Genomic DNA, 25,738 nt, shown 5'->3' with positions numbered 1-25,738 from the left:
ATCCGGATCAGGACTCGACGACGACCTCGTCGCCCACGCGCACGACGCCCCCGCCGTCGGCGGGCAGCAGCAGGATGCCGAGGGTCGGTTCGACCTGATCGAACTCGCTCGTCAGCACCCGCAGCAGGCGGGCGTCGCGCTCGCCCGTGTCGGGGTTGGCCATGATCGCAGCGCACCGGCCGATGGGGCGCTGCACCTCGAAGGCGGTCGCGCCGATGCGGATGCGGCCGCTCCACCCCAGCTCGTCCCAGGGTGGGACACCGTCGACGACGATGTTCGACCGGAACCGCCGGCTGTCGACGGGCACCGGCACCGCGGCATCCACGTCATCGACGGATGCCGCTCCGTGCAGCGAGACGTAGCCGCGAGCCCGGTCCTGGAACCGGGCGGTGACACCGTCGCCGACGAGCCGCAGCGGCAGCGCGCCGTCCTTCTCGAGCCGACGCGCGTCGGGCGACGCCTGCACGAACGCGGTAACGGCGTCTTCGAGCTCGCGCCGGCCGGTGTCGTCGAGCCCGGTCTCGGCCAGCACGTCTCCGTCGACGCTGAGACGGAGAAGCTGCGCGTCGGCGTCGAAGGCGAGCTCGATGCGCGCGAGCGCGGGGAAGTCCATCAGGGCGAGTCCCCGGCTCTTGGGCCACGACTCGAGACCGTCGGCGTCCTCGGGCTCGACGGCGTCGGCGAAGCGGAACGCGAGCACACGGTCGCCGGCGATACGGCCATCGGCCTGCACGACGAGCTCGTCGCGGGACTCGGGCGTGAAGCCCTTGACGGGGTAGCGGTACAGGGCGGAGACGACGGGCACACCGCTACTCTGCCGCACCCGAGCCCGCGCGTCATCTGAGACCCGGCGTCAGCCACGCGGCCCCGCGTCAGCCGCGGTCACCGCGTCAGCTGCCGGCGACCGCCCACGCGGCGAGCGCCGCTACGAGCGTGCGGTGACCCGAGGCCTCGAAGGCGCGGGCGTCGTGTCCGAGCACGTCGACCGCGATGCGGCCGCCGCCGAACTCGCGCACCCACGCCGCGGCCTCCTTCGCGCGGTCGCCCTCGTGCCACGCGACGACGGTGCGGTGGCCGAGTCGCTGCAGGGCGCAGTACCGCTCGTCGTGCGTGTGGAACGTCGTCGGGACCTCGACGGGTACGGCGTCGGGCTCGACCTGCACGGTCATCTCTCCGGCCTCAGGGTGGTACGACAGCTCGGGCAGCCAGATCGCGCCGAGCGCCGGCGCCCACTCCGGGTAGTCGCGCAGCGAGGCGACGGCCGAGTGCACGGCCAGGACGCCGATGCCGCGTTCCAGGGCGGCGGCGAATCCCGCGACCGAGGCCGGTGGAGCCCCGCGCGACACTCCGCTCCCGCCCCGCCACGGGTCGCCCGCGCACACCGCCACGAGGTCGAAGCCCTCGAGGTTGGCCATGCCCTGATCGACGTCGTCCGACACGGCGACATCCCAGTCCCGATGACGCAGGATGTCGGCGACGTTCGCGCCGACCTCGGCGAACGGGTGCCACGGATCGGCGTATCGTCCCGATCCGGTGAGGACGAGTGCTCGTTGTGCCATGCCGGTATCCCCTCGCGCGTGTGGTCCCACCGTAGAGCGTGCTCCGACGACGGCGCAGGCGGGTTGAGAAGACACCGCGCGTGTGCCAGCGACGACCGTCACCGACCGGTGAGCTCGCCCCGGCGCAGCCCCAGCATCGCCTCGACCGCCGTCGACATCAGCAGGATGCGCGACTCGGCGTCGCGCCACGAGACGAGCGCGTGGGCGTTGAGACCGTCGATCATGCCGAGGATCTGTGCGGCGACTGCGGCGGCGTCGTCCACCCGGAAGACTCCGCCGACCGCACCGTCGCGCACGATCCCCTCGAGGAAGTCGGTCCAGGCGTCCATCTGCGCGCGCACCCGCCGGGCGAGGGCCTCGTTGCGTCCGCCGAGCGCCCACGACTGCACCCAGACGAGGGTCACGTCGGTACGCGTGCCGTCGAGCAGCGTGCGCAGCAGCGCCCGGACGACGCCGACGAGATCCACATCGCCGGCCCGCAGCGCCCGGAGGTCGGCGAGCTCGGCGGCGACGATCGTGTCGAAGGCGTCGGCGACCACGTCGTCCATGCTCGGCGCGTGGTGGGCGACGAGTGCCGACCCGACGCCGACCTCCTTCGCGACCGCGCGCAGCGTCACGGCGCTCAGTCCCTGCTCGCGCGCGAGGCGCTCCGCGGCCGCGGCGATCTGCTCGCGCCGCTCCTCGCCGCTCAGCCGCGGACGCCCGCCGCGCGGTGGCCGGACCGCCGCCGAGTGCGCGGCCACGAGTTCCTTTGACGCCATGCCCGCCAGTCTGTACGCTTCCGAGAAATTGATCAAGCGATCAACTAGTCCCGGGAGGACCGCGATGGCCTGGAGGATGCCGGCCGAGACCGCACCGCACGAACGCACGTGGATGGCCTTTCCCCGGGCCGGGTTCACTCTCGGCGAGACCGACGCCGACCGCGCCGAGGGCTATGCCGCCTGGACCGCCGTCGCGCGTGCCGTAGCCGAGTTCGAACCGGTGTCGATGCTCGTCGACCCCACCGAGACGGGGCGGGCGCGCAGCATGCTCGGCTCGGCGATCGAGCAGCACGAGATCCCGGTCGACGAGTTCTGGATGCGCGACCACGGACCGACCTTCGTCGTCGACACCGACCGGCCGGGCGTCCTGGGCGCGGTGGACTGGATCTTCAACGGGTGGGGAGCACCCGATTGGGCCGACTGGCGTCTCTCGGCCGAGCACGCGCGCATCGTCGCGGCGCACGTGGGCGCCGAGCTCGTCAGCTCGGTGCTCGTGAACGAGGGCGGCGGCATCCATGTCGACGGCGCCGGCACCGTGCTGCTCACCGAGACCGTGCAGCTCGACCCGCGCCGCAACCCGTTCGCCGACCGGGCCCGCGTCGAGGCCGAGATGCTCCGCACGATCGGCGCCGACACCGCCGTCTGGCTGCCGCGTGGCCTCACCCGCGACTACGACGAGTTCGGCACGAACGGGCACGTCGACATCGTCGCCACCTTCGCCGGTCCCGGCAGAGTGCTGCTGCACGCGCAGCCCGACGCCGGGCATCCCGACCACGCCGTCATGCCGGAGATTCGCGCCGCGCTCGAGGCGGCGACGGATGCCGCAGGTCGCCGCATCGAGATCGTCGACCTGCCCGGTCCCGCTCAGCTGCGCGACGACGAGGGCTTTGTCGACTTCAGCTACGTCAACCATCTCGTGGTCAACGGCGGGGTGATCGCGTGCGGCTTCGGCGACCCCGTGGCGGATGACCGCGCCCGCGGCATCCTCGCCGACGCGTATCCCGACCGCCGGGTGGTGACCGTCGACGCGCGCCCGCTCTTCGCCCGCGGCGGCGGCATCCACTGCATCACGCAGCAGCAGCCCGCCGTGACCCCGCACTCCCCCGTCGACTCGCCACGATCTGCGGATGCCGCCGGCGCCGCATCCGCGTTCTCTGGCGAATCGACGGAAACGGGAACGGGAACGGGAGCGGGGGCGGGGGCGAGCCGGTGATCGAGGTCAGCGAAGCGACGATCGGCGAGCTCGCGGCAGCACTCGCGGACGGCGAGACCACCGCGGTCGAGCTCGTGCACGCCTACCTCGACCGCATCACGGCCTACGACGGTGCCGAGACCCCGACCGCCCTCACCGCCGTCGTCGTACGCAATCCTGACGCGCTCGTCGAGGCGGCCGCCTCCGACGACCGGCGCGCGCGGGGCGAGAGCCGCGGCATGCTCGACGGCATCCCATACACGGCGAAGGACAGCTATCTCGTCCGCGGTCTGACCGCCGCCGCCGGGAGTCCCGCCTTCGCCGAGCTCGTCGCGCAGCGCGACGCCTTCACGATCGAGAGACTGCGGGATGCCGGGGCGATCTGCCTCGGACTGACGAACATGCCCCCGATGGCCAACGGCGGGATGCAGCGGGGGCTGTACGGCCGAGCCGAGAGCCCGTACAACGCCGACTACCTCACGGCCCCGTTCGCGTCGGGCTCGTCGAACGGGTCGGGAACCGCCACGGCCGCGAGCTTCGCCGCCTTCGGACTCGGCGAGGAGACCTGGTCGAGCGGGCGCGGACCGGCCTCGCACAATGCGCTCTGCGCCTACACGCCCTCGCGCGGCGTCATCTCGGTTCGCGGCAACTGGCCGCTCGTGCCGACGATGGACGTCGTCGTGCCGCACACCCGCACGATGGCGGACCTGCTCGCCGTTCTCGATGCGGTCGTCGCCGACGACCCCGAGACCCGCGGCGACTTCTGGCGCGCACAGCCCTGGGTCGAGATCCCCGCGGCCTCGACCGTACGACCCGCGAGCTACGCCGATCTCGGGGTCGCCGACGCGGCCGCCGCGCGCTCGGTGCTCGCCGGCCGCCGCCTCGGCATCCCGCGCATGTACATCGGGGCGGATCCGGATGCCGGCACCGCCGACGCCCCCGGCATCGGCGGACCCACCGGACAGCGCATCGAGACGCGTGCAAGCGTGCTCGAGCTGTGGCGCACCCTGCGCGCCGACCTCGAGGCCGCCGGGGCCGAGATCGTCGAGACCGACTTCCCCGTCGTGTCGCGGTACGAGAACGACCGGCCCGGTGCGGGGTCGATCGCGACGAACGGTCGCGTGAGTCCCGAGTACCTGCGTCGCGAGATCGTCGACCTGTCGGCGTGGGCGTGGGACGACTTCCTGCGGGCCAACGGCGACCCCGCCGTGCCCGATCTCGCCGGCATCGACGGCGCGCGCATCTTCCCGCACCCCGATGGCGCCTTGCCCGACCGCTACACCGGATTCGACGACGACATCGCGGAGTACCCGGCGTGGGTCCGCGCGAACCCGGGGGCGGGGCTCGCCGACATCCCGCACCTCGAAGCCGGGCTGCGGGGCCTCGAGCAGACGCGGCGGATCGACCTCGAGACGTGGATGGACGCCGCCGGGCTCGACGCCGTCGTGTTCCCGGCCGTCGCCGACATCGCCCCCGCCGACATGGACGTCGACCCCGCCTCGGCCGACATCGGGTGGCGCAACGGCACCTGGATCGCCAACGGCAACCTCGCCATCCGGCACCTCGGCATCCCCACCGTGACGGTGCCGATGGGTCTTCTGCCGGACATCCGGATGCCGGTGGGCCTGACCGTCGCGGGACGCGCCTACGACGACAGCGCGCTGCTGCGGCTGGCGGCCGCGATCGAGGCGCTGGCGCCGCGACGGGTCGCGCCACCGCGAACGCCACCGCTCGCGTGAGCAGCTCCGCTCCGACCGACCCGTCCCGCCCCGCCCGCGCCACGCGCACCCCGCCCGAACTACCCTCGACGCAAGGAGGAATCATGACCGAGCGCTTCCCCGCCCGCATGCACGACGTGACCGACGAGACCCGCGCGATCGTCGACCTGGTGCTCGACTACTCGCGCGGTCGACTGCTCGCCCAGGACACCCCGCTCGACAAGCCGCTGCCGCCGTCCGAACTGCGGCGCCTGGCCGGACGCACGATCGACGACGAGGGCATCGGCGCGCGGAAGGCGATCGGCGTCTTCGAGCACATCCTCGCCCCGTCATGCATTTCGACCGACGATCCGCGCTACCTCTCCTTCATCCCCAGCGCACCGTCGAAGGCGGCAGCCGCGTTCGACCTCGTCGTCTCGGCGAGCGCGCTCTACGGCGGATCATGGCTCGAGGGGGCCGGTGCCGTGCACGCGGAGAACGAGGTGCTGCGGTGGCTCGCCGACGAGTTCGGGCTGCCCGCGAGTGCCGGCGGCGTCTTCGTGCAGGGCGGTACGCTCGGCAACCTGTCGGCCCTCGTCGCCGCCCGTGAGACCGCCCGCGCCCGCGGCATCCGCCCGGACCGGTGGCGCGTCGTCTGCAGCGCCGAGGCGCACTCGTCGATCGCCTCGGCGGCCCGGGTGATGGATGTCGACGTGGTCGCGGTACCCGTCGCCGACGACGGCATGCTGCGGGGCGACGCGGTGCGGGCCGCGCTGGCGGAGCACGGCGAGAGCGTCTTCGCCGTCGTCGCGACGGCCGGGTCGACCAACTTCGGGATCGTCGACGACATCGCCTCGGTGGCCGCGGTCACCCGTGAGCTCGGCGTGTGGCTGCACGTCGACGGGGCGTACGGGCTCGCGGCGATGCTCTCACCGGCGGCACGTCACCGCTTCGCCGGCGTCGAGGATGCCGACTCGGTGATCGTCGACCCGCACAAGTGGCTCTTCGCCCCGTTCGACGCCTGCGCCCTGATCTACCGCGACCCGGAGCTCGGCCGACGCGCGCACACGCAGCACGCGGAATACCTCGACACCCTCACCGAGACGTCGGACTGGAGCCCCTCCGACTACGCCGTGCACCTCACGCGGCGCCCTCGCGGCCTGCCGCTGTGGTTCTCGCTCGCCACCTACGGCACCGCCGTGTACCGCGACGCGATCACGCGCTCGATCGAGCTCGCCGAGCGCATCGCGGCCGAGATCGAGCGGCGCCCCGAGCTCGTCCTCGTGCGTCGGCCGCAGCTCGGCGTGGTCGTGTTCGAGCGCGTCGGGTGGGAGCGATCCGACTATGCGCGCTGGTCGTCCGACCTGCTCGAGCGGCAGCACGCCTTCGTCACCCCGAGCAGCCACGCGGGACGCACGAACGCCCGGTTCGCGATCCTCAATCCGCGGACGACGTACGACGACCTCGCCGGGATCCTCGACACGATGGCCTGAACCGGCGGTGCCCCGCGACGCTCGGGGCCGTCAGGGCACCGTGCACGATGAGGTCACACCGACCGCGATCGAGATGAAGCCGACCGTCGCCGAGGTCGTCGCCGCGCGCTCCCATCCGCCCGGTCCGACCGCGTAGAGCGTGAAGGTCGAGGATCCGAGCTCGATGGTGTTCGCCGTCAGGGTGAGCGAGGTGGCCGAGGCCGGCAGGGTGCCGGACCGATTCGACGCACCCGCGAGCGTCCAGCGGTAGCCGGCGATGTTGCCCCCGGTCGGCGCGGCATTCCAGCCGACGATAGCCGGCACCGCCAGGCCCGACTGCACGCAGCGCACTGCTCCCGGCGACGTCACGGTGACCGCCGAGAGCGCGCCCGCCGCGACCTCGCGGTCGGCCCAGGCGGCATCCGTCACGGCCGGCGCGGCGAGCCACCCCGCCGCGACGCAGCCGACGACCACCACCGCCGCGGTGCGGGCCCGGAGCCGTGCCCGCGGCCGGCGCGCGTTCACGGACCCGCTCGCCGGCGACGCCGAGCATCGTCACGGGTGCGGCGAGGCCAGAAGACCGCGACGACGAGCGCCGTCGTGGCCACAGTGACCGCGGCCATGACCGGCGGCGTGCCGGCGGCAGCGATGGCCGGCGCGATACCCGGGACCGAGAACAACACCACCCGCACGCGCTCGACGTCGTAGGGCGCCGGGTCTTCGACCGCGTTCGCGTCGCCGCGCATCGTGATGCGCCGCATGCCGGCGGAGCCGTCGGGCACCGTCTCGACCCCGGTCACCCGGTGGGTGATCGGCAGCTTGCCGGTTCGTTCGACCGTGACGACGTCGCCGACCCGGATGTCGGCCGCGGGGATGCCGCGCGCGACGGCGGCCGAGCCGGCGGGGATGGTCGGCGACATCGAGCCGGTGCTGAACAGGGTGACGCGCACGTCGAAGACGACCGTCGCGATCGAGAGCACGATGCACACCGCCCCGAGGACGGCCGCCAGCGCGAGCACGGTGTCGGCAAGCCGCACGACGGCGCGGGGTGGCGATGCGTCGCCCGTGACCCGCGGCGGCGTCGCCGCTGCCGCGGCGTTCCGGGCCGCCGCCCGCGTCGTGGGGACCGGCGGCGATGCCGGGATGGGCGACGGGCTCACGGTCGACTCAGCTCGCCGACGTCCCGGTGAACGTCCACGTCACGGTCGCCGCCGTCCCCTGGAAGGTGCTCGCCGCCGCGGGTTGCACCCGGACCTCGACGCAGAACCCCAGCTGCGCTCCGGCGCCGTCGATCGCGTTCGCGACCGCCGGACTGGGCACGGTGGTCACGGGCACGTACGTCGACGCGCCGCCGGCGATGAACACCGGCGTGCCCGTCGTGAACGCAGCCGCGTTGCAGGTCGCGGTCGGCACCGCGGAGCTGAGGCGCACCGCCCGGTACTCCAGGGCTCCCGCCAGCCCGCCCGTCGCCGTCGCGCCGGTCAGGGTGATGCTGCCGCCGATCGTCGACGCCGGCGAGGTGCGGATGTTGATCCAGGCCTGCGACAGGACACCCGGCGAAAGCGCGCCGGCCGCGAACGTGAGGCTGGCGGCGTTCGCCGACGTGGCGTGGTCGGCGTAGGTCGGCGAGCCCGCCGACTGCGACTGGGTGTCGAACACGCTGGCGGTGAACGAACCCGTCGCGACCTCGCTGTCGGTCCACGCGGCGATCGTCGACGCCGTGCCGACCCCGAGCACGGCGCCTGCCGCCAGGACGGTCAGGATGCGTCGACGGCCCCATCGCCGCCGGTTATCTCGTCTGGTGCGCATGCGCGGGTCAGGCCAGCGTCGCGCCCGAAGTCGCCGCGAACTCCCAGGTGATCGTGCCGACCTCGCCCTGGGCGATCGCACCGGCGGTGACCACGAAGCAGAGGTTCACGGGCTCTCCGGCCGCTGTGAGATCGAAGACGTCGACGGTTCCGGTCGCGTTCGCGGCGCGGTCGGCCACGACCTCATCCCCCACCGGCGGTGTCGCCGCCGAGCACGTGGCGCCGAAGGCGTCCTCGACGAAGAGCGAGTACGCGAGGTCGTCGCCGATCGCGCCGCCGATGACGTTCTCGATGGTGACCGACGCCTCGTTTGTCGACGTGTCGGAGAGCTGCACGGCGAAGGGCGCGTAGACGACGTCGCCGGGGGCGAGCGTGTCGGCATCGAGCTCGAAGGTCACCGTCTTGCCGGGCGCAGCCGGCGAACTGCTGAACGCCGCACCGTCCGTGCTGCCCTGCAGGTCGAACGTCCCCGAGCCGAACGTGCCCGTCACGAACTCCGAGTCGTTCCAGACGGCGAGCGTGACCGCCGCACCGACGCCGAGGACAAGCCCGCCCGCGGTCAGCGCCAGAGCCATACGGCGACGGCGCGACGACCGCTCGGTGTCGGGGCCGCGCTCGGCGGAGGCGGCGGGTGCGGGGGCAGATGTCATGGCGAGGCTCCTCGGCGCGGTGCAGACGACTCAGGTCCTGTGGACTGTAATCGTCGCCGCACCGCGCGCGAGAGGGCCTGGGGCCGGAACTCGGTATCGCGGGGCCCGACCCCAGCACCGCCCCAGCAGTCGCGAGCGGGGCTACCGGCGAAGCCTGGCGGTCAGCCGATGATGTCGACGCGCTGCTCGTCGCCCGCGGCCGAGACGAGCACGAGTTCGTTCGGGAGTGCGTCGTCGGAGACGCCCGCCAGCTGCAGTACGCTCAGCCTCGGCGCGTAATCCATCGTGCAGACCTGGTCCGCCGGTGCGGCGGCCTCGGTCGCACGCACCGCCCCGGCCTCGTCGAGCGCGACCGCCTCGAACACGGGCGGGCAGCTCGAGGAGCCGTACGTGAGCAGCACGAGTCCGCCGTCGGCGAACCAGCCGGCGCTCGGCACCATGTCGACGGCCATCTCGCCGGTGGTCACGTCGAGCCCGGGTACCCCGTCGATGTCGGCGTCTCCGGTGTAACCGCCGGTCACGACGATCTCGACGTCCTGCGCAGGATCGATCCCCGCGGGCAGAGCGACGTACGAGGCGCGGGGGACGTAGTCGCGCGTGCACGCGACCCCCTCGGGATCGCTGAGCTCGACCGTGACCGTCTGCCCGGCCGCCGACACCTCGCCCACGACCGGCTGACACGACGAGCTGCCGTAGGTGATCAGCCCGATGCCGCGTCCGCCGTCGAGCCAGGCGGCGTCGAGCTCCGCGTCGTCGGCGGGGGCGGTGGAGCCCGAGTCCGGCGTCGCGGCGTCGGGGCTTCCAGGAGCCGCGCCTCCGGGGGTCGTCGCGCAGCCGGCGAGCGCGAGGGCTGCCAGGAGCAGCAGAGCGGATGCCGTCGTGGTCCGTGTCGTCGTCATGAATCTCATCCTTCCGTCATCCCGAGAGTGTCGGGAGGCCCGCGATCGTCTCGCGCGATATCACTGCAGTGCGGAGGTCAGACGTGCCAGGTTGTCGAGCACCGTCGAGCGGAGCGGCTGCTTCATCCACTCCTCGAGAGTGAGCTCGCGCGAGAGCGACCGGTACTGGTCCTCGACCCCGCGGAGCTGGGCGATGAACTCCTCACCGCGCACGAGCATCGAGATCTCGAGGTTGAGACCGAACGAGCGCATGTCCATGTTGCTCGACCCGATGATCGCGACGTCGTCGTCGATCGTGAGGCTCTTGGTGTGCAGGATGTAGGGCTTGGGGTACATCCAGATCTTCACGCCGGCGCGCAGCAGCGCCTCGTAGTAGCTGCGCTGTGCGTGGTAGACCATCGCCTGGTCGCCCTCCTCGGAGACGAACAGCTCGACCTGCAGCCCCCGCTGACACGCCGTCTGAACTGCCAGGAGCAGGCCCTCATCGGGCACGAAGTACGGGCTCACGATGATGATCCGCTTCTGAGCGGCGAACAGGAGCGCCGTGAAGAGCTTGAGATTGTTCTGGAACTCGAAGCCTGGTCCCGACGGCACGATCTGGCAGTCGAGGTCGCCCGGTCCGCTCTCGAGCTCGAAGAGCCCGACGTCCTCCGACGGCGCCGAGCCGGTCTCGCTGTACCAGTCGGAGAGGAACACCGCGTCGATGCTGGCCACCACGGGGCCCTGCACGCGCACCATCAGGTCGACCCAGTGCAGGCCGCGCTTGATGTTCTTCCTGAGGTTGTAGGTCGAGTCGGTCATGTTCTGCGACCCGGTGAAGGCGACCGAGCCGTCGATGACGATGAGCTTGCGGTGGTTTCGCAGATCAGGACGCTGGTACTTGCCGCGCAGCGGCTGCACCGGCAGCATGTGGTGCCAGTCGGCGCCCATCGCCGAGAGCCGCTTGACGGTCTCGCGGTAGCGGGGCTTGCCCCGGTTCGCCCAGTAGTCGAGCAGCACGCGCACCGTCACGCCACGTGCGGCGACCTCCTCGAGCGCGGTGAAGAACACATCCGTGGTCTCGTCGGACTGCAGGATGTAGAACTCCACGTGCACGTAGCGCTCCGCGCGGCGGACCTCCTCCGCCATCCGTCGGATGCTCTCCTCGTAGTCCGAGATGATCTCGGCCCCGTTGTCGCCGGCGAGGGGCATCGCGCCGAGGTTCCGGTTCAGGGTCACGACCGAGGTGAACCAGGCGGGCGCGTCCGGACGCAGCGTGCCGAAGTCGAGGCCCTCGCTCGTCTCGCGGATGTACTGGTTGATCTCGCGCTGCATCCACCGGCGCTTGCGCGGCAGCCGCGGGTTGCCGATGAGCAGGAACAGCAGGACGCCGACGAACGGGATGAAGTAGATCGCGAGCAGCCACGCCATCGCCGCGGTCGGGCGGCGGTTGCGCGGCACGACGATGACCGCGGTGATGCGGATGACGAGGTCGGCGATGAAGACCAGGACGAGCCACCATCCGGGGAACTCGAACGCGGTGAACTCGATCGTCACGCCGCCCCTCCGATCTCCTCGGAATCAGCGTATCGGGCGCGACCGCTCATCCCGCCGGCTCAGGGGGTCGAACGGTCGGGCGCAGGAGCCGCGAGGCCGCGCGCCGCGCGCTCCTCGGCCTCGATCTTCGCGTACGTCCGACGTTCGGTGCGGTCCATCCGGAGGATGCCGCGGATGACGAAGACGAAGAGCGCCGAGACCACCAGGGTCGGCAGCAGCGACCAGATGACCGCGCCCACGTATTCGTCCATGCCCCTATCGTACGTGCCGCCGCTGGTGGAACGCCCAGTCGGGCAGATGGCCGACCTGCACGAACGACAGCAGGATCTCGGCGAGACCGTGATCGGGGTCGATCTCGAGCGCTCGCTGCGCATACGACGCCGCGTGCGTCGAGCGGCCGAGCGCCCACGCGAGCCAGGCGCACAGCGCGAGCGGTCCCGGACGCAGCCGACGCGGGGCGAGTGCGGCGACCTCGCGGACCACCTCGAGCGCCGCCAGCAGCCGGCCGGGCTCGGGCCGGTCGCCGTCGCCCCACATGATGCTCCCGAGCCGCTCGGGGTAGTCCTCGCCCTCCTCCCAGCGGCGCTGCGCCTCGAGCGCATCTGCGCCGTGGGCCGCATCGGTGGCCCACTGCACGAGGGCCACGTCGCGCAGCGACGGGCGGGCCAGGCACCACGCCAGCAGGGCGACGACGAGGGGCTCGAGCTCGGACGGGTCACCGAGGAGGACCCGCTCGAACAGGAGCGGCGGATCGTCGAGCTCGCAGGCGGCGGTCAACGCCTCGGGTGCGACGCCTCCGTCGTCTCCCTCACGCGATCCACGGCGGCCGCCGCCGACGCGCGGGATTCCGCACACGACCGCCAACGCCGTCTCGAGCGAGCGGAGCGCTCCCCCGACGATCCGACGCTCGGCCGCCGAGTGGCGGGGCAGCTCGGCGCCCGAGGCGTGATCGTCGTCGAGGCTGCGGCCGGGGGCCGGATCGCCGTGTCGCTCGGCGGCGCTCCCGATCTCGTCGAGAGGCCGCCCGCCGGGCGGGCACGTCGCATCGAGGTGCGAGCCCCACCCGTCGCTCGCGACCGTGAGCAGGTCGACGACCCGTACCCCGCACGCGTCGGCCGCGCGGCCGACGGCGGCCAGCACCGGCACGCCCGGAAGACCGTCCGCCGCCGACCCGGGCGCGTACACGATCGCCGTCAGCGCGTCGGCATCCGGGATGCGGCACACCATGCCGACGATCGTGGCGGCCGCGCTGTCGAACGCCTCGAGCGAGTCGGGCGGCAGATCGACCCGCATCGCGCCGAGGCTGCGGGAGCCCGCGAAGGGCACCACCACGAGGCTGCGGCGCGGCGCGAAGCCCAGCAGATGAGGGACGAGGGAGAGGAAGTGCGCGGCATCCGCGGCACGGACGGTCGTGGTCATGCAGACCAGGCTGGCGGCGCGCGCCCCGGCGCCGGGCCCCGTCCCGGCGGGATGTGGAGAGACCGCTCGCGCTCCTCGGCGCGCAGGAGCCGACGGGGTTACTTGACGAGCGGGAAGAGGATCGTCTCGCGGATGCCGAGCCCGGTGATCGCCATCAGCAGACGGTCGATGCCCATGCCCATGCCGCCGGTGGGCGGCATCCCGTGCTCGAGGGCCCGCAGGAACTCCTCGTCGACGCGCATCGCCTCATCGTCGCCGCGGGCGGCGAGCTTCGCCTGCTCGACGAAGCGCTCGCGCTGGATGACCGGGTCGACGAGTTCCGAGTAGCCGGTCGCCAGCTCGAAGCCGCGGACATAGAGGTCCCACTTCTCCACGACACCGGCGATCGTGCGGTGTTCGCGGACGAGCGGCGACGTGTCGACCGGGAAGTCCATGACGAAAGTGGGCCGCTCGAGCCCGCCCTTGACGAAGTGCTCCCACAGCTCCTCGACGAGCTTGCCGTGCGTCGCGACCTTCTCGGGAACGACGACGCCCACCTCGGCCGCGAGCGCCTGCAGCTCGTCGAGCGAGGTCTCGGGCGTGATGGCCCGGCCGGCCGCGTCCGACAGCGAGTCGTACATCGAGATGCGGTCCCACTGGCCGCCGAGGTCGAACTCCGTGCCGTCGGCCCACGTGACCGTCGTCGACCCCGCGACCGCGACGGCGGCGTTCTGGATGAGCTCCTGCGTCAGATCGGCGATGCCGTTGTAGTCGCTGTACGACTGGTAGGCCTCGAGCATCGCGAACTCGGGGCTGTGCGTCGAGTCGGCACCCTCGTTGCGGAAGTTGCGGTTGATCTCGAAGACGCGGTCGATGCCGCCCACGACGGCGCGCTTGAGGAACAGCTCCGGCGCGATGCGCAGGAACAGCTCGGTGTCGAACGCGTTCGAGTGCGTCACGAACGGTCGTGCGGCCGCACCGCCGTGCTGCACCTGCAGCATCGGGGTCTCGACCTCGAGGAAGCCGTGCTCGTCGAACGTGCGACGCAGCGAGGCGTTGACCTTCGCCCGTGCGACGACCGTCTCGCGCGCGGTGTCGCGGACGATGAGGTCGAGGAACCGCGAGCGCACGCGGCTCTCCTCGCTCAGCTCGGAGTGCAGGTTCGGCAGCGGCAGCAACGCCTTCGACGCGATCTGCCAGGCCGTCACCATGATCGAGAGCTCGCCACGACGGCTCGAGATGACCTGCCCGGTCACCGAGACGTGGTCGCCCAGGTCGACGAGCTCCTTCCACGCCTGCAGCGACTCCTCGCCGACCTCGGCGAGCGAGACCATGGCCTGGATGCGGCTGCCGTCGCCCGCCTGCAACGAGGCGAAGCACAGCTTGCCGGTGTTGCGGCTGAAGACGACACGACCGGCGACCGAGGCGGTGACCCCGGTCTCGGCGCCGGCCTCGAGGTCGGCGTAGCGCGCCCGGAGCGCTGGGATGGTGTCGCTGACCGCCACGGCGACGGGGTACGCGCCGCCCGCGGCATCCGACCGCTCGGCCAGCAGGCGCTCGCGCTTGGCGAGGCGCACGGCCTTCTGCTCGATGACGTCGTCGGCGTCGTCGGTGGGGTGCACGGGCGCGTCGCTCATGGCAGAAAAACTCCTCGGGATTCGACGTGCCAGTCTACCGAGCGCACTGCGGGTGCTACGCCGGGGCGCCGGGCGGCCCGGCGTACGGCCCGCGGGCGACGCGCAGGCCGATGTCGTCGTGCGTGCTGCTCGGCGGCGCACCGCGGCGCGTGCCGGCGCGCACCGACGTCGGGGCGTCGGCGAAGCTGCCGTCCCGGAACACCCGGTCACGCGACCCGGCATCGGGGGCGACGAGGTCCCAGCACCACTCCGACACGTTGCCGAGCGTGTCGAAGAGCCCGAAGAGATTGGGATGCCGGCCGCCGACAGGCTGCGGCGACGAGACGCCGTCCGACGCGGTCCACGCGACCTCGGACAGCGGGCCGTACTGCGCAGCGCCCGAGCCCGCGCGGCACGCGTACTCCCATTCGAGCTCGGTCGGCAGCCGGTATCCGTCGGCGTCCTCGTCCCACCGCACCGTGTCGCCGTCCACGGCGTAGGCGGTGTCGAGACCCTCCCACTCCGACAGCGCGTTGCAGAACCGCACCGCTCGCAGCCACGACAGGTCCACAGCCGGCCTTCGGGGATGCGCCGCGGTGATCCCGAGCAGCTCGCCGAGCTGCTCCTCGGTCACGGGGTAGACGCCCATCTCGAACGCCTCGACCCGGGGACCGCGACGCGCACCCGCGACCGGCAGCTCACCGGCGGGGATGCGGGCCAGTTCGACGTCGGTCACAGCAGCTCGTCATCGGGCGCTGCGCCACGGCCGGCGGCCGTCAGCGCCCGCTCGACCGTCGAATGCACGAGCGTCGACAGGAACCGGCCCGGAGCGGGCACGCCGGCGTCGTCGAGCAGAGCCGCGGACTGCTGCACGATCGACGCCGCGAAGTGCGTCGCGGTCGCGATCGCCTCGCCGTAAGCCGGGCGGTCGCGGTCGGCGACGACGACGGGCTCGCATCCGAGTTCCACGGCGAGCGCCTGCCCGATCGGCAGGACGGCGGCGGGGGCGGTCACAGCGGCATAGGCGCCGACGAGCTGACGCAGGTCGAGGGTGGACCCGGTGAAGGCGATCGCCGGATGCACGGCGAGCGGGATCGCACCGCGCGCAGCGGCGGGGGCCAGTACCTCGAGGCCGTGCCCCGGGTCGGTGTGCAGCACGAGCTGCCCGACCTGCCAGGCGCCGAGCTCGGCGAGCCCGCTGACGAGCGGCCCGAGCTCGTCATGCGGGACCGCGATGACGACGAGCTCGCTGCGGCGCACGACCTCGTCGGCGTCGAGCACCGGGATGCCCGGGATCACCGCGTCGACGCGTTCGCGGTCGGATCCCGCGGTGATGCCGGTGAGGGCGTGCCCGGCGCCCGCGAGCGCCGCGCCGATGACCGGGCCCACTCGACCCGCACCGATGATGCCGACGCCCAGGCGCGAGGCCGCGGTCATCGGTCCGCCGCCGGCGATGCATCCGACGAAGCGACGTCGGGGTCGATGTCTGCGGGCGGTGGCACGTAGGGCGGCGGCGGCGCGGCACCGGGCGGCAGCGCGGTCGGGACCGGGGGCGTCGGGCTCGGCTGCGGGCTCGGGCTCGGAACAGGCAGGGGCGCCGGCGTCGTCGACGCGACGTCCCACGCGGGCTCGGGACTGGGCGCGCCGCCATCCGTCGCCTCGGCCCAGCGGTGCGAGCGATCGGACGCGGCCGCCGAGACGGCCACCCGGGCGACCCGCTCGAACGACGCGATCGCGTCATCGCGGTCGATACCCGTCACCGAGGTGAGCACCGGCCCGGCGACGGTGTGGGCGCGCAGCGTCGCGACGCGCAGGGCCCGGTCGACCGGGCCCTGGTGCACGCCCAAGGACTGCAGCCGCGCGAGCGGCAGGACCGCGAGCTTCCGCCAGACGACACCGCGGCGCAGCAGCAGCAGGTCGCCGTCGATCGTGAGGCCGTTCCGTCGCCACGACAGCGGACGCAGGATGCGTGCGCGGCGCGGCGTCGTCAGGTATCCGCCGTCGGACGCCGCGCCGCCGAGCACGCCGTCACGGACGATCGCCGCCCGCTCCTCGTCGCCGACGGTCGGCAGGATGAGCCCGAGCACGCGCTCGACGTCGGCGAGGGTGCCGACGGGGAGGACCGTGGTGAACTGATCGGTCGTGGTGTCGGATGCGCTGCGTCCCGTCATCCGGTTGATCCGCACCGACCACCACCCGAACGCCCGCCAGAAGATGGGCTGGGTGATCTCGACGGCGTGGATGCGCCCGGGCGGCAGGATCTCCGACACCGTCGTGAACAGGCCGAAGGTCACGCGCACCCCGTCACGGGTCGGAGCGATCGAGTAGCGCAGCGACTTCACGATCGAGCGCACCCAGTAGGCGCCGAGGCCCAGCAGCGCGGGGAAGTAGGCGAACAGCACCCAGAAGACGCCCTGCGACAGCGCGATCGCGAGCATCGTGGCGCCGGCGAGGATCATGACGGTGCCCCAGCCGGCGACCTGCGAAGCGACGAGCCTCCCCGGCGGAATGCGGACGACCGACGCCGGCTCGACGCCGTCGGCGTCGTCGCCCTCGATGAGTCCGGTCAGGCCCCGCGTCACGGTGTCGGTGACGCCGTGACGCGCTCCGCCCGCGGCGGCGGCCGCGGCACGCTGCTCCGCGAGGCGCTGACCCGAGGCCAGACGGAGGATGTCAGCACGGATCGTCTCGGCGTTGCCGGTCGAGAGGTACTCGAGCTTGACGTTGGCGTCGGCGCCCGCACCCACGATCTCGAGCTTGGCGGCACCGAGCAGCCGGGCGATCGCGGGCCGCGTGAGGTTGACGCCCTGCACCCGGTCGAGCGGTGCGCGACGGTGGGTGCGCGACAGGATGCCGCTTCGCACCTCGACGTCGTCGCCCGTGATGCGGAACGTGTGGAACCGCCACGACAGATAGAACCCGCCGATGACGACCGCGAGCACCCCGAGGGTGATGAGCAGCGCGATGAGCAGGAGGTTGTTCGCGACGACCCATCCGATGGGATCGCCGGCGGCCTCGTACTCCTCCCACTCGTCGATGGGCGCATCGGGCGCGAAAGCGGGCACGAAGATGGCGATGAGCCGGTCGCGCAGGTTCGCGACGACGATGCCGAGCACGACGAGCAGAGCGAGTCCGCCCCGCAGCAACGGCGTCAGCGGATGCAGCCGATGCCACTCGCCGTCGCTGAGCGGCGAGCGCACGAGCTCGGCGGGTGGCGCCGATCCGGCCGCGTCGACGGGCGGCGGGCTCAGGTCGGGGCCGGCGACCGGGTTCGGCCCCGGCTCGGGGGTCGGATCGGTCACAGTCCGGCCCGTCGCGTCTCGGCGACCGACATGAGGTGGTCGCGCAGCGCCTCGGCCGCCTGCTGCGTGAGACCCGGGATGACGACGCCGGTGGCCGCCGCGGCCGTGACGAACTTCAGCTGCGCGATGCCGAAGCCGCGGTCGAGCGGGCCGTGCGTTATGTCGACGAGCTGCATGCGCCCGTAGGGCACGGCGACCATCCGCTGCCACAGGATGCCGCGGCGGAACACGAGGTCGTCCTCGCGCAGCTGGTATCCGATCGAGCGCACCTGCCGGGGCAGGACGGCCATGCCCGCGATCGTGAGCGCCGCCAGGATGAGTCCCGGGATGAGCGCCCACATCTGATCGACCAGCAGCACGAGCACGAGCATCGCCGTCACGATGATCGCGAGGACGACGCCGTTGCTGATCAGCTGGACGGCGAGGTACTTGCGCGAGATCTGGTGCCAGACCCCCTGCTCGAGTGCCAGGCGGCCTGCGCTGCGGGGCTCGCGGATGCGGTCGTAGGTACCGGCGTCGAGCGTCGGATCGATCGCCCCCGGCTCCGCCGCGTCAGTGGTGGGAGGGAGTGGCGTCGGGCTCGGGTGGTCCGGGCTGGTCGTCATCGTCGTCCTTCCGAATGGTGCACAGCTGTTCGGCGATCACGCCGGCCGCCACGAGCACGACGGCCCCGACGATCACGGCGACGACCGCTCCCGATGAGCCTACTGACGGGGTGACCGGTCGTGTGAAGAGGAACAGCAGCAGACCGACGCCGATGCCGCCGACGACGGCCCCGACGATGCTCGACGCCTTCGCAAGCATCGCGACCCGCAGGGCTCGGAACGGATCCACGCGGGGCGCCAGGCCGCGTGTGGAGCGCCGGATCGGTAACGCCAGGGCCACCACCGACACCCCCAGCAGCACGAAGAGCACCGGCAGCATGATCGAGGGCGTGAACGTGGCGCGTCCCGCCGAGGTGAGCGCCTGATCGATCACGAAGCCGGCGGCGATGCCGAGCACCGCCGCCACGATGAGAGACGCGGGCGATGTGCGTCTCACGGCGCACCCCCGGGGGCGCCCGGGCCGGCACCCGAGGCGTGCGCATCGGACAGCGCCGCGAGGAGCGCATCGACGCGACCCCGTCCGGGGATCGCCGCGTCGGGATCGACGGCGAGCCAGGGGCCCAGGACGAAGTCGCGCTCGGCCGCCCGCGGATGCGGCAGCACCAGGGTCGGCGTGTCGATCACGGCATCCCCGTGGACGATGAGGTCGAGATCGAGGGTGCGGTCCTGCCAGCGCGGCTGGTCGGCGGTGCGCGGTGCGCGGCCGTGCCGCTGCTCGATGGCATGCAGGTACGCCAGGAGCACGCTCGGGGCGAGGCGCGTGTCGACGAGCGCGACGGTGTTGAGGTAGGCGGGCGCTTCGGCGTCCGGCCCGTCGAGGGTCAGCGCGACCGTCTCGAGCGGCTCGGCGGCGCGGACGAGGCGGGTCAGCGGCAGCCCGTCGAGCTCGGCGACCGCACGCGCGACGGTATCGGCGCGATCGCCGAGGTTCGCGCCGACGGCGACGACGGCACGCTGCGCCGGGCGCTGGTCGTCGTCGGGGAGCGAGGGAGAATCCTGGGCGAGTCGGCGGCTCATGAGGTCTCCCGTCGGCGGGTGAGGGTCACGCTGACATCGCCGAACGGCACCGTGATGGGCGCCTGCGGCTTGTGCACCGTCGCGGTGACGGCGTCGACCCGCTCGTATGCGAGGGCGGCGCGCACGATGCGGTCGGCCACGGTCTCGAGCAGGTCCACCGGCTCGCCCGACAGGATGCCCGCGACAGCCTCCGCCAGCTCGCCGTAGTGCACCGTGTCGGCGACGTCGTCGCTCGCGGCGGCGTCGGCGAGCGAGAGCTCGAGCTCGACGTCGGCGACGAACTCCTGCCCGTCACGACGTTCGTGGTCGTAGACGCCGTGGTGCCCCGTCGCTCGGATGCCGCGCAGAGTGATGCGGTCGCTCATGAGGCCTCCCGCCACCGTGCCCGCACGGCCAGCGCGTCACGGGTGGTCGCGACATCGTGCACCCGCACGCCCCACGCGCCGGCATCGGCCGCGAGCACGCTCGTGACGGCCGTCGCCAGGTCGCGACGGCCACGGTCCGTCTGTCCGTCGGATGCGGGGGGCTCATCCATCGCATCGCGCAGGAACCCCTTGCGGCTCGTGCCGACGAGCACCCGGTGGCCGAGGGCCACGACGCGGCCGAGCCCGCCGAGCACGGCCCAGTTCTGGTCGCCGCGCTTCCCGAAGCCGATGCCCGGGTCGAGCACGATGCGCTCGGGGGCGATGCCCGCGGCCAGGGCCGCCGCGACGCGCTCCTGCAGCTCGGCGACGACCTCGCCGACGACGTCCTCGTAGCGCGCGGTCGCGTACATGTCCGCCGAATGTCCGCGCCAATGGCCGATGACGACGTCCGCCCGCGACTCCGCGACGGCCGGGAACATCTCGGGGTCGGCGAGACCGCCCGACACGTCGTTGACGATGCGGGCTCCCGCCGTCACCGCGGCAGCCGCGGTCGCGGCGTTCATCGTGTCGACGCTCACGACGAACCCCCGTGCCGCGAGCGCCTCGACGGCCGGGACGACACGCGCGCGCTCGGTCTCGGGGGCGACCCGCTCCGCGCCGGGCCGAGTCGACTCGCCGCCGATGTCGACGATGTGCGCGCCGGCGTCGCGCAGCGCCTCGGCATGCATCACGGCGGCATCGAGGTCGAGGTAGCGCCCCCCGTCGCTGAACGAATCGGGCGTCACGTTGAGGATGCCCATGATCGTCGTCATGAGGCGCCGCCCGAGATGAGGGCGATCAGCTCGGCACGGGCCGCCGGCTCGATGTACGCCCCGCGAGCGGCGACCGTCACCGTCGTGGCATCCGCCTGGCGACCGCCCCGCATGGTGACGCACTCGTGCGCCGCATCCAGCACGACGAGCACGCCGCGGGCATCGAGGGCACCCGCGATGGTGTCGGCGATCTGCTCGCCCAGGCGCTCCTGCACCTGCGGGCGGGCCGCCAGGGTGTCGACGACGCGCGGCAGCGCCCCCAGACCGACGACCTGCTCCCCCGGCAGGTAGGCGATGTGGGCGTGACCGGCGAACGGCAGCAGATGGTGCTCGCAGACCGACCGGAAACGGATGCCGCGCACCATCACCGCGCCCGACGGCAGCGTGTCGGGCGCCGGTCCCCGCGCCACCGAGATGGTGTGCGCGAGGGGTTCGGCCGCGTCGGCGCCCACGCCGGCGAAGAACTCCGCATAGGCGTCGGCCACACGCTGCGGGGTCTGCTTCAGACCGGGGCGGTCGGGGTCCTCCCCGATCGCCTCGAGCAGGTCGCGCACGAGGGCGGCGACGCGTTCGCGATCGACGGCCACGCCCCGAGCCTACGCGGTCGCGGGTCGCGCCTGCCCCGAGGGACGGCGCTGCGGCGCACGCTCGGCGGCGGTCTCCGCCTCGTTCTCGGCGACCGTGGATGCGGCGAGTCCGGCCTCCTCGCGACGCTTGGGCACGTCGATCGGCGGCAGGGTCGAGACCGGACGCTCGTCGCTCGAGAGCCACTGCGGACGCGGCGGGAGCTTCCGGATGTCCTTGAAGATCTCGGCGAGCTGCAGGTGATCGAGGGTCTCCTCCTCGAGCAGGGCGAGCGCGAGCTTGTCGAGGACGTCGCGGTTGGCGTTGATGACCTCGTACGCCTCGTTGTGCGCCTGCTCGATCAGCAGCCGCACCTCGGCGTCGACGCGCTCGGCGATACGCTCCGAGAAGTCGCGGCCGTGACCCATGTCGCGACCCATGAAGACCTCGCCCGACGACGAGCCGAGCTTGACCGGACCGACCTCGGTCGTCATCCCGTACTCGGTCACCATCTTGCGGGCGATGCCCGTCGCCTTCTCGATGTCGTTCGAGGCGCCCGTCGTGGGGTCGTGGAAGACGACCTCCTCGGCGACGCGTCCGCCCATCGCATAGGTGAGCTGATCCTGCAGCTCGTTGCGCGTGACGGAGTACTTGTCCTCGAGCGGCAGCACCATCGTGTAGCCGAGCGCCTTGCCGCGGGGAAGGATCGTGACCTTCGTGACGGGGTCGGAGTGGTTCATCGCCGCGGCGGCGAGGGCGTGGCCGCCCTCGTGGTACGCCGTGATGAGCTTCTCCTTGTCCTTCATGACGCGCGTGCGACGCTGCGGACCGGCGATGACGCGGTCGATCGCCTCGTCGAGAGCGCGCATGTCGATCAGCTGCGCGTTGGAGCGCGCGGTCAGGAGGGCCGCCTCGTTGAGGACGTTCGCGAGGTCGGCGCCGGTGAACCCGGGCGTCTTGCGGGCGATGACGGCGAGATCGACCGACGGCGAGAGCGGCTTGCCGCGTCCATGCACCTCGAGGATCTTCTGACGGCCCTTGAGGTCGGGGGCGTCGACGCCGATCTGGCGGTCGAAGCGTCCCGGACGCAGCAGCGCCGGGTCGAGGATGTCGGGCCGGTTGGTCGCCGCGATGACCAGCACCGACACCTTCGGGTCGAAGCCGTCCATCTCGACGAGCATCTGGTTCAGCGTCTGCTCGCGCTCGTCGTGGCCGCCGCCCATGCCGGCGCCGCGGTGGCGACCGACGGCATCGATCTCGTCGATGAAGATGATGGCGGGCGAGTTCTCCTTCGCCTCCTTGAAGAGGTCGCGGACACGGCTCGCGCCGACGCCGACGAACATCTCGACGAAGTCCGATCCCGAGATCGAGTAGAACGGCACTCCGGCCTCGCCCGCCACGGCGCGGGCGAGCAGGGTCTTTCCGGTTCCGGGAGGGCCGTACAGCAGCACGCCCTTCGGGATGCGGGCGCCGACGGCCTGGAACTTCGTCGGGTCCTTCAGGAAGTCCTTGATCTCCTGCATCTCCTCGATGGCCTCGTCGGAGCCCGCGACGTCGCCGAAGGTGACCGTGGGGGTCTCCTTGGTGACGAGCTTCGCCTTCGACTTGCCGAACTGCATGACGCGGCTGCCGCCGCCCTGCGCACTCGACATCAGGAACCAGAAGAGCAGGCCCAGCAGCACGAGCGGCAGCATGAGCGAGAGGAAGCCGTCGAACCACGTCGCGCGGGGCACGACATCGTTGTACCCCTCGGACGGGTTCGCCGCGTCGATGGCCGAGACGACCTCGTCGGCGCGGGCCGAGGTGAAGTAGAACTGCACCTGGTTCGCGCCCTCGAAGTCGGATGAGAGCGTCAGATCGACGCGCTGATCACCGTCCGTGGTCTGCACTTTCGTGACGGTGTCGCCCCGGAGCAGCTCGAATCCCTGCTGGGTCGTGATCTGCTTCGCACCGGTGAGGCTGGAGATCAGCATGAAACCGATCAGCAGCAGCGCGCCGATGAGCAACACGTACATCAGCGGGTTGCGCGTGACTTTCTTGACGTCCATGGTGCGATCAGGCTACCCCGCGGGGACTATGCGGGCTCTGTGCGTTCGTTTTGGGCGTACCGGGAGCCCGCACGCCCCACGAAGGATCGACGCCGGCTCAGCTGTAGACGTGCGGCGCGAGGATCGCGACATCCCGCAGGTTGCGGTACTTCTCGGCGTAGTCGAGGCCGTAGCCCACGACGAAGTCGTTCGGGATGTCGAAGCCCACATAACGGCAGTCGATCTCGACCTTGGCCGCCTCGGGCTTGCGCAGCAGCGCCAGCACCTCGAGCGACTCGGCGCCGCGCGACTGGAAGTTCTCGAGCAGCCAGCTGAGGGTCAGGCCCGAGTCAATGATGTCCTCGACGATCAGCACGTGCTTGCCGTGCAGGTCGGCGTCGAGGTCCTTGCGGATCTGGACGACACCGCTCGACTTCGTGCTCGCCCCGTACGACGACACCGCCATCCAGTCCATCGTGATGTCGCGCTTGAGCGCGCGGGCGAAGTCGGCCATCACCATGACGGCGCCCTTGAGGACGCCGACCAGGATGAGCTCCTTGCCCTCGTAGTCGGCCTCGACCCGTGCGGCGAGCTCGACGAGCTTGGCCTGGATCTCCTCCTCCGTGACGAGGACGTCGGTGAGCTGATCGGCGATCTCGGCGGCACGCATGCGACGAGTTTAGGCGCCGCCCGCACCCGCCGAGAACTCGACGAGGCGCCCGACCCGGCGGGCGCGACATCCGGGCAGGTCGATCGGGCCCTGGCCGGTGTAGTCGGTCACGAGCCGGGCGACCTCGAGCGTCTGGCTGCGCGTGAGGCTCTCGTGGAACTCGCTCTGCACGACATGACGGATGATGCGGTGCCGGAGCGCCGGCGGATTCGCCGCGAGCGCCGCGACCGAAATGGCGATGCCGGCCTCGGCCGGCTCGACGATGTCCTCGATCGTCTCGGCGATCATGTCGTCGAACGCCTCGGTGTCCTCGCGCAGCTGGTCGGCCGTGCGAGCCAGCGCCTCGGCGATGCCGGGCCCGAGCTCGGCCTCGAGGAGCGGCAGCACCCGTTCCCGGACCCGCACGCGGCGGTACCGGTCGTCGCGGTTGTGCGGATCGTGCCACGGGTCGAGGCCCGCCGCGGCACACGCCGCAGCCGTGGTCTCGCGCCGCACCGCCAGTAGCGGGCGCAGCCACCGGGTGCCCGACGCCTCATCGGTGCGGTCGGCGGCCATCCCGGCGAGGCTCGTCGCACCCGCGCCGCGCGCGAGCCCGAGCAGGACGGTCTCGGCCTGATCGTCGAGCGTGTGCCCGAGGAGCACGGCGGCCGCGCCGACATCGCGTGCAGCATCCCGGAGCACGCCGTAGCGGGCATCGCGGGCCGCACCCTCGGGCCCACCGGCCGTTCCGACCTCGACGCGCACCACGAGGGGGTCGAGCCCGAGGCCCGCTGCCGCGTTGGCCGCGGCGAGCGCGACCTCGTCCGAGCCGGGCTGCAGGCTGTGGTCGACCGTCACCGACGCGGCGCGGAGACCGAGCTTCGGCGCCTCGAAGGCCGTGGCAGCCGCGAGGGCGAGCGAGTCGGCCCCGCCCGAGAGCGCCACGACGACCGTGCTCCCGGCGGGCAGGGCCGCGAGCGAGGCCCGCACGGCACGGCGGATCTCGGCGATGGCGGGGTTCAGCGACGGCACGCCCCCACGGTATCCGCCCCCGCCCCCGGCCGCCCGCCGGTGCCGTCGCGGCAGGCGGTGCGGCCGTGCGGGCGCGGGTGCGGGTGCGCTCGGCGGCGAGCGCGGTGCCGTCCACAGGCTGAGCGCACTGCACGACCCGCCGCGGCACCCTGCACCCTGGGCTGAGCCTGTATGCGGCACGCCGCGCTGCCGCCAGTAGGCTGGTCCGCGGCATCCCACCGTCTTATCGAAGGAGCACACGTATGGGCGCGTACGACGCCGTCATCGAGATCCCCCGCGGCAGCCGCGTGAAGTACGAGGTCGACCACGGCACCGGCCGTGTCTTCCTCGACCGCGTGCTGTTCACGCCGATGGGATACCCCAGCAACTACGGGTTCTTCGAGAACACCCTCGGCGAAGACGGCGACCCGCTCGACGTGCTCGTGCTGCTCGACCGCGACATCTACCCCGGCGTCCTGGCGAAGGTCCGCCCCGTCGCCGTGCTGAAGATGAGCGACGAGGCCGGTGGCGACGACAAGGTCGTGGCCGTGCTGGCGAAGGACCCGCGCTGGGCGCACATCCAGGATGTCGGCGACATCGACGACTGGACCAAGAACGAGATCGGCCACTTCTTCGAGCACTACAAGGACCTCGAGCCCAACAAGTGGGTCAAGGTCGACGAGTGGGCCGGAGCGGCCGAGGCCGAGCGTCTCGTCTCCGAGGCGTTCGATCGCTTCGAAGAGCACGAGGGCCAGACGAAGACGCAGGGTGAGGGCGCAGCGCCCAACTCGCTCTGAG

General features: G+C 72.3%; 28 protein-coding genes. 4 read left to right on the top strand and 24 right to left on the bottom strand.

Annotated features, from left to right (window positions below; all coding sequences use genetic code 11):
- Nucleotides 1-7: 7 nt before the first annotated feature.
- The 3 genes from BLT21_RS10865 to BLT21_RS10855 form a co-directional block, all read right to left on the bottom strand.
- Nucleotides 8-805: an MOSC domain-containing protein gene (locus BLT21_RS10865; protein WP_091501859.1), complete on the bottom strand. Its 798-nt coding sequence runs from the start codon at nucleotides 803-805 to the stop codon at nucleotides 8-10.
- A gap of 85 nt (nucleotides 806-890) precedes the next feature.
- Nucleotides 891-1,559 carry a ThuA domain-containing protein gene (locus BLT21_RS10860; RefSeq protein WP_091501857.1) on the bottom strand — a complete coding sequence of 223 codons (669 nt, stop codon included), beginning with the start codon at nucleotides 1,557-1,559 and terminating at the stop codon, nucleotides 891-893.
- 98 nt (nucleotides 1,560-1,657) lie between these two features.
- A complete protein-coding gene (locus tag BLT21_RS10855) occupies nucleotides 1,658-2,320 on the bottom strand; it encodes a TetR/AcrR family transcriptional regulator (protein ID WP_091501855.1) in 663 nt (220 codons plus the stop codon).
- Nucleotides 2,321-2,384: 64 nt separating this feature from the next.
- Here BLT21_RS10855 and BLT21_RS10850 point away from each other — a divergent pair, with 64 nt between their 5' ends.
- From BLT21_RS10850 to BLT21_RS10840, 3 genes are all read left to right on the top strand, one after another.
- Nucleotides 2,385-3,533 (top strand): agmatine deiminase family protein, encoded by a 1,149-nt coding sequence (locus BLT21_RS10850; RefSeq protein WP_091501853.1) that lies wholly within the window; start codon nucleotides 2,385-2,387, stop codon nucleotides 3,531-3,533.
- A complete protein-coding gene (locus BLT21_RS10845) occupies nucleotides 3,530-5,251 on the top strand; it encodes an amidase (protein ID WP_091501851.1) in 1,722 nt (573 codons plus the stop codon). Before BLT21_RS10850 ends, BLT21_RS10845 begins: the two co-directional genes overlap by 4 nt.
- Before the next feature lie 83 nt (nucleotides 5,252-5,334).
- On the top strand, nucleotides 5,335-6,702 hold the full coding sequence (locus BLT21_RS10840; protein ID WP_091501848.1) for a pyridoxal phosphate-dependent decarboxylase family protein: 1,368 nt from the start codon (nucleotides 5,335-5,337) through the stop codon (nucleotides 6,700-6,702).
- Between the two features lie 30 nt (nucleotides 6,703-6,732).
- Here the strand turns inward: BLT21_RS10840 and BLT21_RS10835 are convergent, their stop codons facing one another.
- The 21 genes from BLT21_RS10835 to tilS all read right to left on the bottom strand — a co-directional run bounded on the left by BLT21_RS10835 (nucleotide 6,733) and on the right by tilS (nucleotide 24,961).
- Nucleotides 6,733-7,206: a hypothetical protein gene (locus BLT21_RS10835; protein ID WP_091501845.1), complete on the bottom strand. Its 474-nt coding sequence runs from the start codon at nucleotides 7,204-7,206 to the stop codon at nucleotides 6,733-6,735.
- Nucleotides 7,203-7,841 carry a signal peptidase I gene (locus BLT21_RS10830; RefSeq protein ID WP_256336033.1) on the bottom strand — a complete coding sequence of 213 codons (639 nt, stop codon included), beginning with the start codon at nucleotides 7,839-7,841 and terminating at the stop codon, nucleotides 7,203-7,205. Before BLT21_RS10830 ends, BLT21_RS10835 begins: the two co-directional genes overlap by 4 nt.
- Nucleotides 7,842-7,848: 7 nt before the next feature.
- Nucleotides 7,849-8,490 (bottom strand): SipW-dependent-type signal peptide-containing protein, encoded by a 642-nt coding sequence (locus BLT21_RS10825; protein ID WP_091501842.1) that lies wholly within the window; start codon nucleotides 8,488-8,490, stop codon nucleotides 7,849-7,851.
- Between the two features lie 7 nt (nucleotides 8,491-8,497).
- The gene (locus BLT21_RS10820; RefSeq protein WP_256336032.1) at nucleotides 8,498-9,139 is read right to left on the bottom strand and encodes a SipW-dependent-type signal peptide-containing protein; all 642 of its coding nucleotides are present in this window, start codon (nucleotides 9,137-9,139) and stop codon (nucleotides 8,498-8,500) included.
- A 161-nt stretch (nucleotides 9,140-9,300) separates the two neighbouring features.
- Entirely contained in the window at nucleotides 9,301-10,038 is a 738-nt protein-coding gene (locus tag BLT21_RS10815) for a hypothetical protein (protein ID WP_091501840.1), read from the bottom strand.
- Nucleotides 10,039-10,098: 60 nt separating this feature from the next.
- Nucleotides 10,099-11,568 (bottom strand): cardiolipin synthase, encoded by a 1,470-nt coding sequence (cls, locus tag BLT21_RS10810; RefSeq protein ID WP_256336055.1) that lies wholly within the window; start codon nucleotides 11,566-11,568, stop codon nucleotides 10,099-10,101.
- Between the two features lie 65 nt (nucleotides 11,569-11,633).
- Nucleotides 11,634-11,825, bottom strand: coding sequence for a hypothetical protein (locus tag BLT21_RS10805; protein ID WP_091501836.1), 192 nt, complete (start codon nucleotides 11,823-11,825; stop codon nucleotides 11,634-11,636).
- A gap of 4 nt (nucleotides 11,826-11,829) precedes the next feature.
- Nucleotides 11,830-12,993, bottom strand: coding sequence for a DUF4192 family protein (locus BLT21_RS10800; protein ID WP_091501834.1), 1,164 nt, complete (start codon nucleotides 12,991-12,993; stop codon nucleotides 11,830-11,832).
- A gap of 98 nt (nucleotides 12,994-13,091) precedes the next feature.
- Complete coding sequence (gene lysS, locus BLT21_RS10795) at nucleotides 13,092-14,609, bottom strand: lysine--tRNA ligase (protein ID WP_091501832.1); 1,518 nt, start codon at nucleotides 14,607-14,609, stop codon at nucleotides 13,092-13,094.
- Nucleotides 14,610-14,664: 55 nt separating this feature from the next.
- On the bottom strand, nucleotides 14,665-15,324 hold the full coding sequence (locus tag BLT21_RS10790; protein WP_091501830.1) for a formylglycine-generating enzyme family protein: 660 nt from the start codon (nucleotides 15,322-15,324) through the stop codon (nucleotides 14,665-14,667).
- Entirely contained in the window at nucleotides 15,321-16,025 is a 705-nt protein-coding gene (locus BLT21_RS10785; protein ID WP_091501828.1) for a DUF2520 domain-containing protein, read from the bottom strand. The genes BLT21_RS10790 and BLT21_RS10785 overlap by 4 nt, the downstream gene beginning before the upstream one ends.
- Nucleotides 16,022-17,890, bottom strand: coding sequence for a PH domain-containing protein (locus BLT21_RS10780; protein ID WP_371113439.1), 1,869 nt, complete (start codon nucleotides 17,888-17,890; stop codon nucleotides 16,022-16,024). Before BLT21_RS10780 ends, BLT21_RS10785 begins: the two co-directional genes overlap by 4 nt.
- Nucleotides 17,887-18,495 (bottom strand): PH domain-containing protein, encoded by a 609-nt coding sequence (locus tag BLT21_RS10775; RefSeq protein ID WP_091501826.1) that lies wholly within the window; start codon nucleotides 18,493-18,495, stop codon nucleotides 17,887-17,889. Before BLT21_RS10775 ends, BLT21_RS10780 begins: the two co-directional genes overlap by 4 nt.
- Nucleotides 18,443-18,931 (bottom strand): DUF3180 family protein, encoded by a 489-nt coding sequence (locus BLT21_RS10770; RefSeq protein ID WP_091501823.1) that lies wholly within the window; start codon nucleotides 18,929-18,931, stop codon nucleotides 18,443-18,445. Before BLT21_RS10770 ends, BLT21_RS10775 begins: the two co-directional genes overlap by 53 nt.
- Nucleotides 18,928-19,512: a 2-amino-4-hydroxy-6-hydroxymethyldihydropteridine diphosphokinase gene (folK, locus tag BLT21_RS10765; protein WP_091501820.1), complete on the bottom strand. Its 585-nt coding sequence runs from the start codon at nucleotides 19,510-19,512 to the stop codon at nucleotides 18,928-18,930. The genes BLT21_RS10770 and folK overlap by 4 nt, the downstream gene beginning before the upstream one ends.
- Complete coding sequence (gene folB / locus BLT21_RS10760; RefSeq protein WP_091501819.1) at nucleotides 19,509-19,877, bottom strand: dihydroneopterin aldolase; 369 nt, start codon at nucleotides 19,875-19,877, stop codon at nucleotides 19,509-19,511. Before folB ends, folK begins: the two co-directional genes overlap by 4 nt.
- Nucleotides 19,874-20,689: a dihydropteroate synthase gene (folP, locus tag BLT21_RS10755; protein ID WP_091501817.1), complete on the bottom strand. Its 816-nt coding sequence runs from the start codon at nucleotides 20,687-20,689 to the stop codon at nucleotides 19,874-19,876. Before folP ends, folB begins: the two co-directional genes overlap by 4 nt.
- Nucleotides 20,686-21,276 (bottom strand): GTP cyclohydrolase I, encoded by a 591-nt coding sequence (gene folE / locus BLT21_RS10750; protein ID WP_091501815.1) that lies wholly within the window; start codon nucleotides 21,274-21,276, stop codon nucleotides 20,686-20,688. The genes folP and folE overlap by 4 nt, the downstream gene beginning before the upstream one ends.
- Before the next feature lie 9 nt (nucleotides 21,277-21,285).
- Nucleotides 21,286-23,301 (bottom strand): ATP-dependent zinc metalloprotease FtsH, encoded by a 2,016-nt coding sequence (gene ftsH, locus BLT21_RS10745; RefSeq protein ID WP_091501812.1) that lies wholly within the window; start codon nucleotides 23,299-23,301, stop codon nucleotides 21,286-21,288.
- A 97-nt stretch (nucleotides 23,302-23,398) separates the two neighbouring features.
- Nucleotides 23,399-23,950, bottom strand: a complete 552-nt coding sequence (gene hpt, locus BLT21_RS10740) for a hypoxanthine phosphoribosyltransferase (protein ID WP_091501810.1) — start codon at nucleotides 23,948-23,950, stop codon at nucleotides 23,399-23,401.
- Nucleotides 23,951-23,959: 9 nt separating this feature from the next.
- Nucleotides 23,960-24,961 carry a tRNA lysidine(34) synthetase TilS gene (gene tilS / locus BLT21_RS10735; protein WP_091501808.1) on the bottom strand — a complete coding sequence of 334 codons (1,002 nt, stop codon included), beginning with the start codon at nucleotides 24,959-24,961 and terminating at the stop codon, nucleotides 23,960-23,962.
- 242 nt (nucleotides 24,962-25,203) lie between these two features.
- Between tilS and BLT21_RS10730 the strand changes: the two genes are divergently transcribed.
- Nucleotides 25,204-25,737: an inorganic diphosphatase gene (locus BLT21_RS10730; RefSeq protein WP_091501806.1), complete on the top strand. Its 534-nt coding sequence runs from the start codon at nucleotides 25,204-25,206 to the stop codon at nucleotides 25,735-25,737.
- Nucleotide 25,738: the final 1 nt, after the last annotated feature.

This window comes from Microbacterium sp. cf332 (assembly GCF_900102175.1).
In the GTDB taxonomy this organism is placed as follows: Bacteria; Actinomycetota; Actinomycetes; order Actinomycetales; family Microbacteriaceae; genus Microbacterium.
The sequence above is the reverse complement of the archived record's forward strand: the minus strand, read 5'-3'. Positions and strand labels throughout refer to the sequence as shown.

Excerpts from the sequence above, each read along its gene's own strand:
- BLT21_RS10860 (WP_091501857.1), bottom strand. The coding sequence starts at position 1,559 with ATGGCACAACGAGCACTCGTCCTCACCGGATCGGGACGATACGCCGAT.
- BLT21_RS10855 (WP_091501855.1), bottom strand. The coding sequence starts at position 2,320 with ATGGCGTCAAAGGAACTCGTGGCCGCGCACTCGGCGGCGGTCCGGCCA.
- BLT21_RS10850 (WP_091501853.1), top strand. The coding sequence starts at position 2,385 with ATGGCCTGGAGGATGCCGGCCGAGACCGCACCGCACGAACGCACGTGG.
- BLT21_RS10840 (WP_091501848.1), top strand. The coding sequence starts at position 5,335 with ATGACCGAGCGCTTCCCCGCCCGCATGCACGACGTGACCGACGAGACC.
- BLT21_RS10825 (WP_091501842.1), bottom strand. The coding sequence starts at position 8,490 with ATGCGCACCAGACGAGATAACCGGCGGCGATGGGGCCGTCGACGCATC.
- BLT21_RS10820 (WP_256336032.1), bottom strand. The coding sequence starts at position 9,139 with ATGACATCTGCCCCCGCACCCGCCGCCTCCGCCGAGCGCGGCCCCGAC.
- BLT21_RS10815 (WP_091501840.1), bottom strand. The coding sequence starts at position 10,038 with ATGACGACGACACGGACCACGACGGCATCCGCTCTGCTGCTCCTGGCA.
- BLT21_RS10805 (WP_091501836.1), bottom strand. The coding sequence starts at position 11,825 with ATGGACGAATACGTGGGCGCGGTCATCTGGTCGCTGCTGCCGACCCTG.
- BLT21_RS10800 (WP_091501834.1), bottom strand. The coding sequence starts at position 12,993 with ATGACCACGACCGTCCGTGCCGCGGATGCCGCGCACTTCCTCTCCCTC.
- lysS (WP_091501832.1), bottom strand. The coding sequence starts at position 14,609 with ATGAGCGACGCGCCCGTGCACCCCACCGACGACGCCGACGACGTCATC.
- BLT21_RS10785 (WP_091501828.1), bottom strand. The coding sequence starts at position 16,025 with ATGACCGCGGCCTCGCGCCTGGGCGTCGGCATCATCGGTGCGGGTCGA.
- BLT21_RS10775 (WP_091501826.1), bottom strand. The coding sequence starts at position 18,495 with ATGACGACCAGCCCGGACCACCCGAGCCCGACGCCACTCCCTCCCACC.
- folK (WP_091501820.1), bottom strand. The coding sequence starts at position 19,512 with ATGAGCCGCCGACTCGCCCAGGATTCTCCCTCGCTCCCCGACGACGAC.
- folB (WP_091501819.1), bottom strand. The coding sequence starts at position 19,877 with ATGAGCGACCGCATCACTCTGCGCGGCATCCGAGCGACGGGGCACCAC.
- folP (WP_091501817.1), bottom strand. The coding sequence starts at position 20,689 with ATGACGACGATCATGGGCATCCTCAACGTGACGCCCGATTCGTTCAGC.
- ftsH (WP_091501812.1), bottom strand. The coding sequence starts at position 23,301 with ATGGACGTCAAGAAAGTCACGCGCAACCCGCTGATGTACGTGTTGCTC.
- hpt (WP_091501810.1), bottom strand. The coding sequence starts at position 23,950 with ATGCGTGCCGCCGAGATCGCCGATCAGCTCACCGACGTCCTCGTCACG.
- BLT21_RS10730 (WP_091501806.1), top strand. The coding sequence starts at position 25,204 with ATGGGCGCGTACGACGCCGTCATCGAGATCCCCCGCGGCAGCCGCGTG.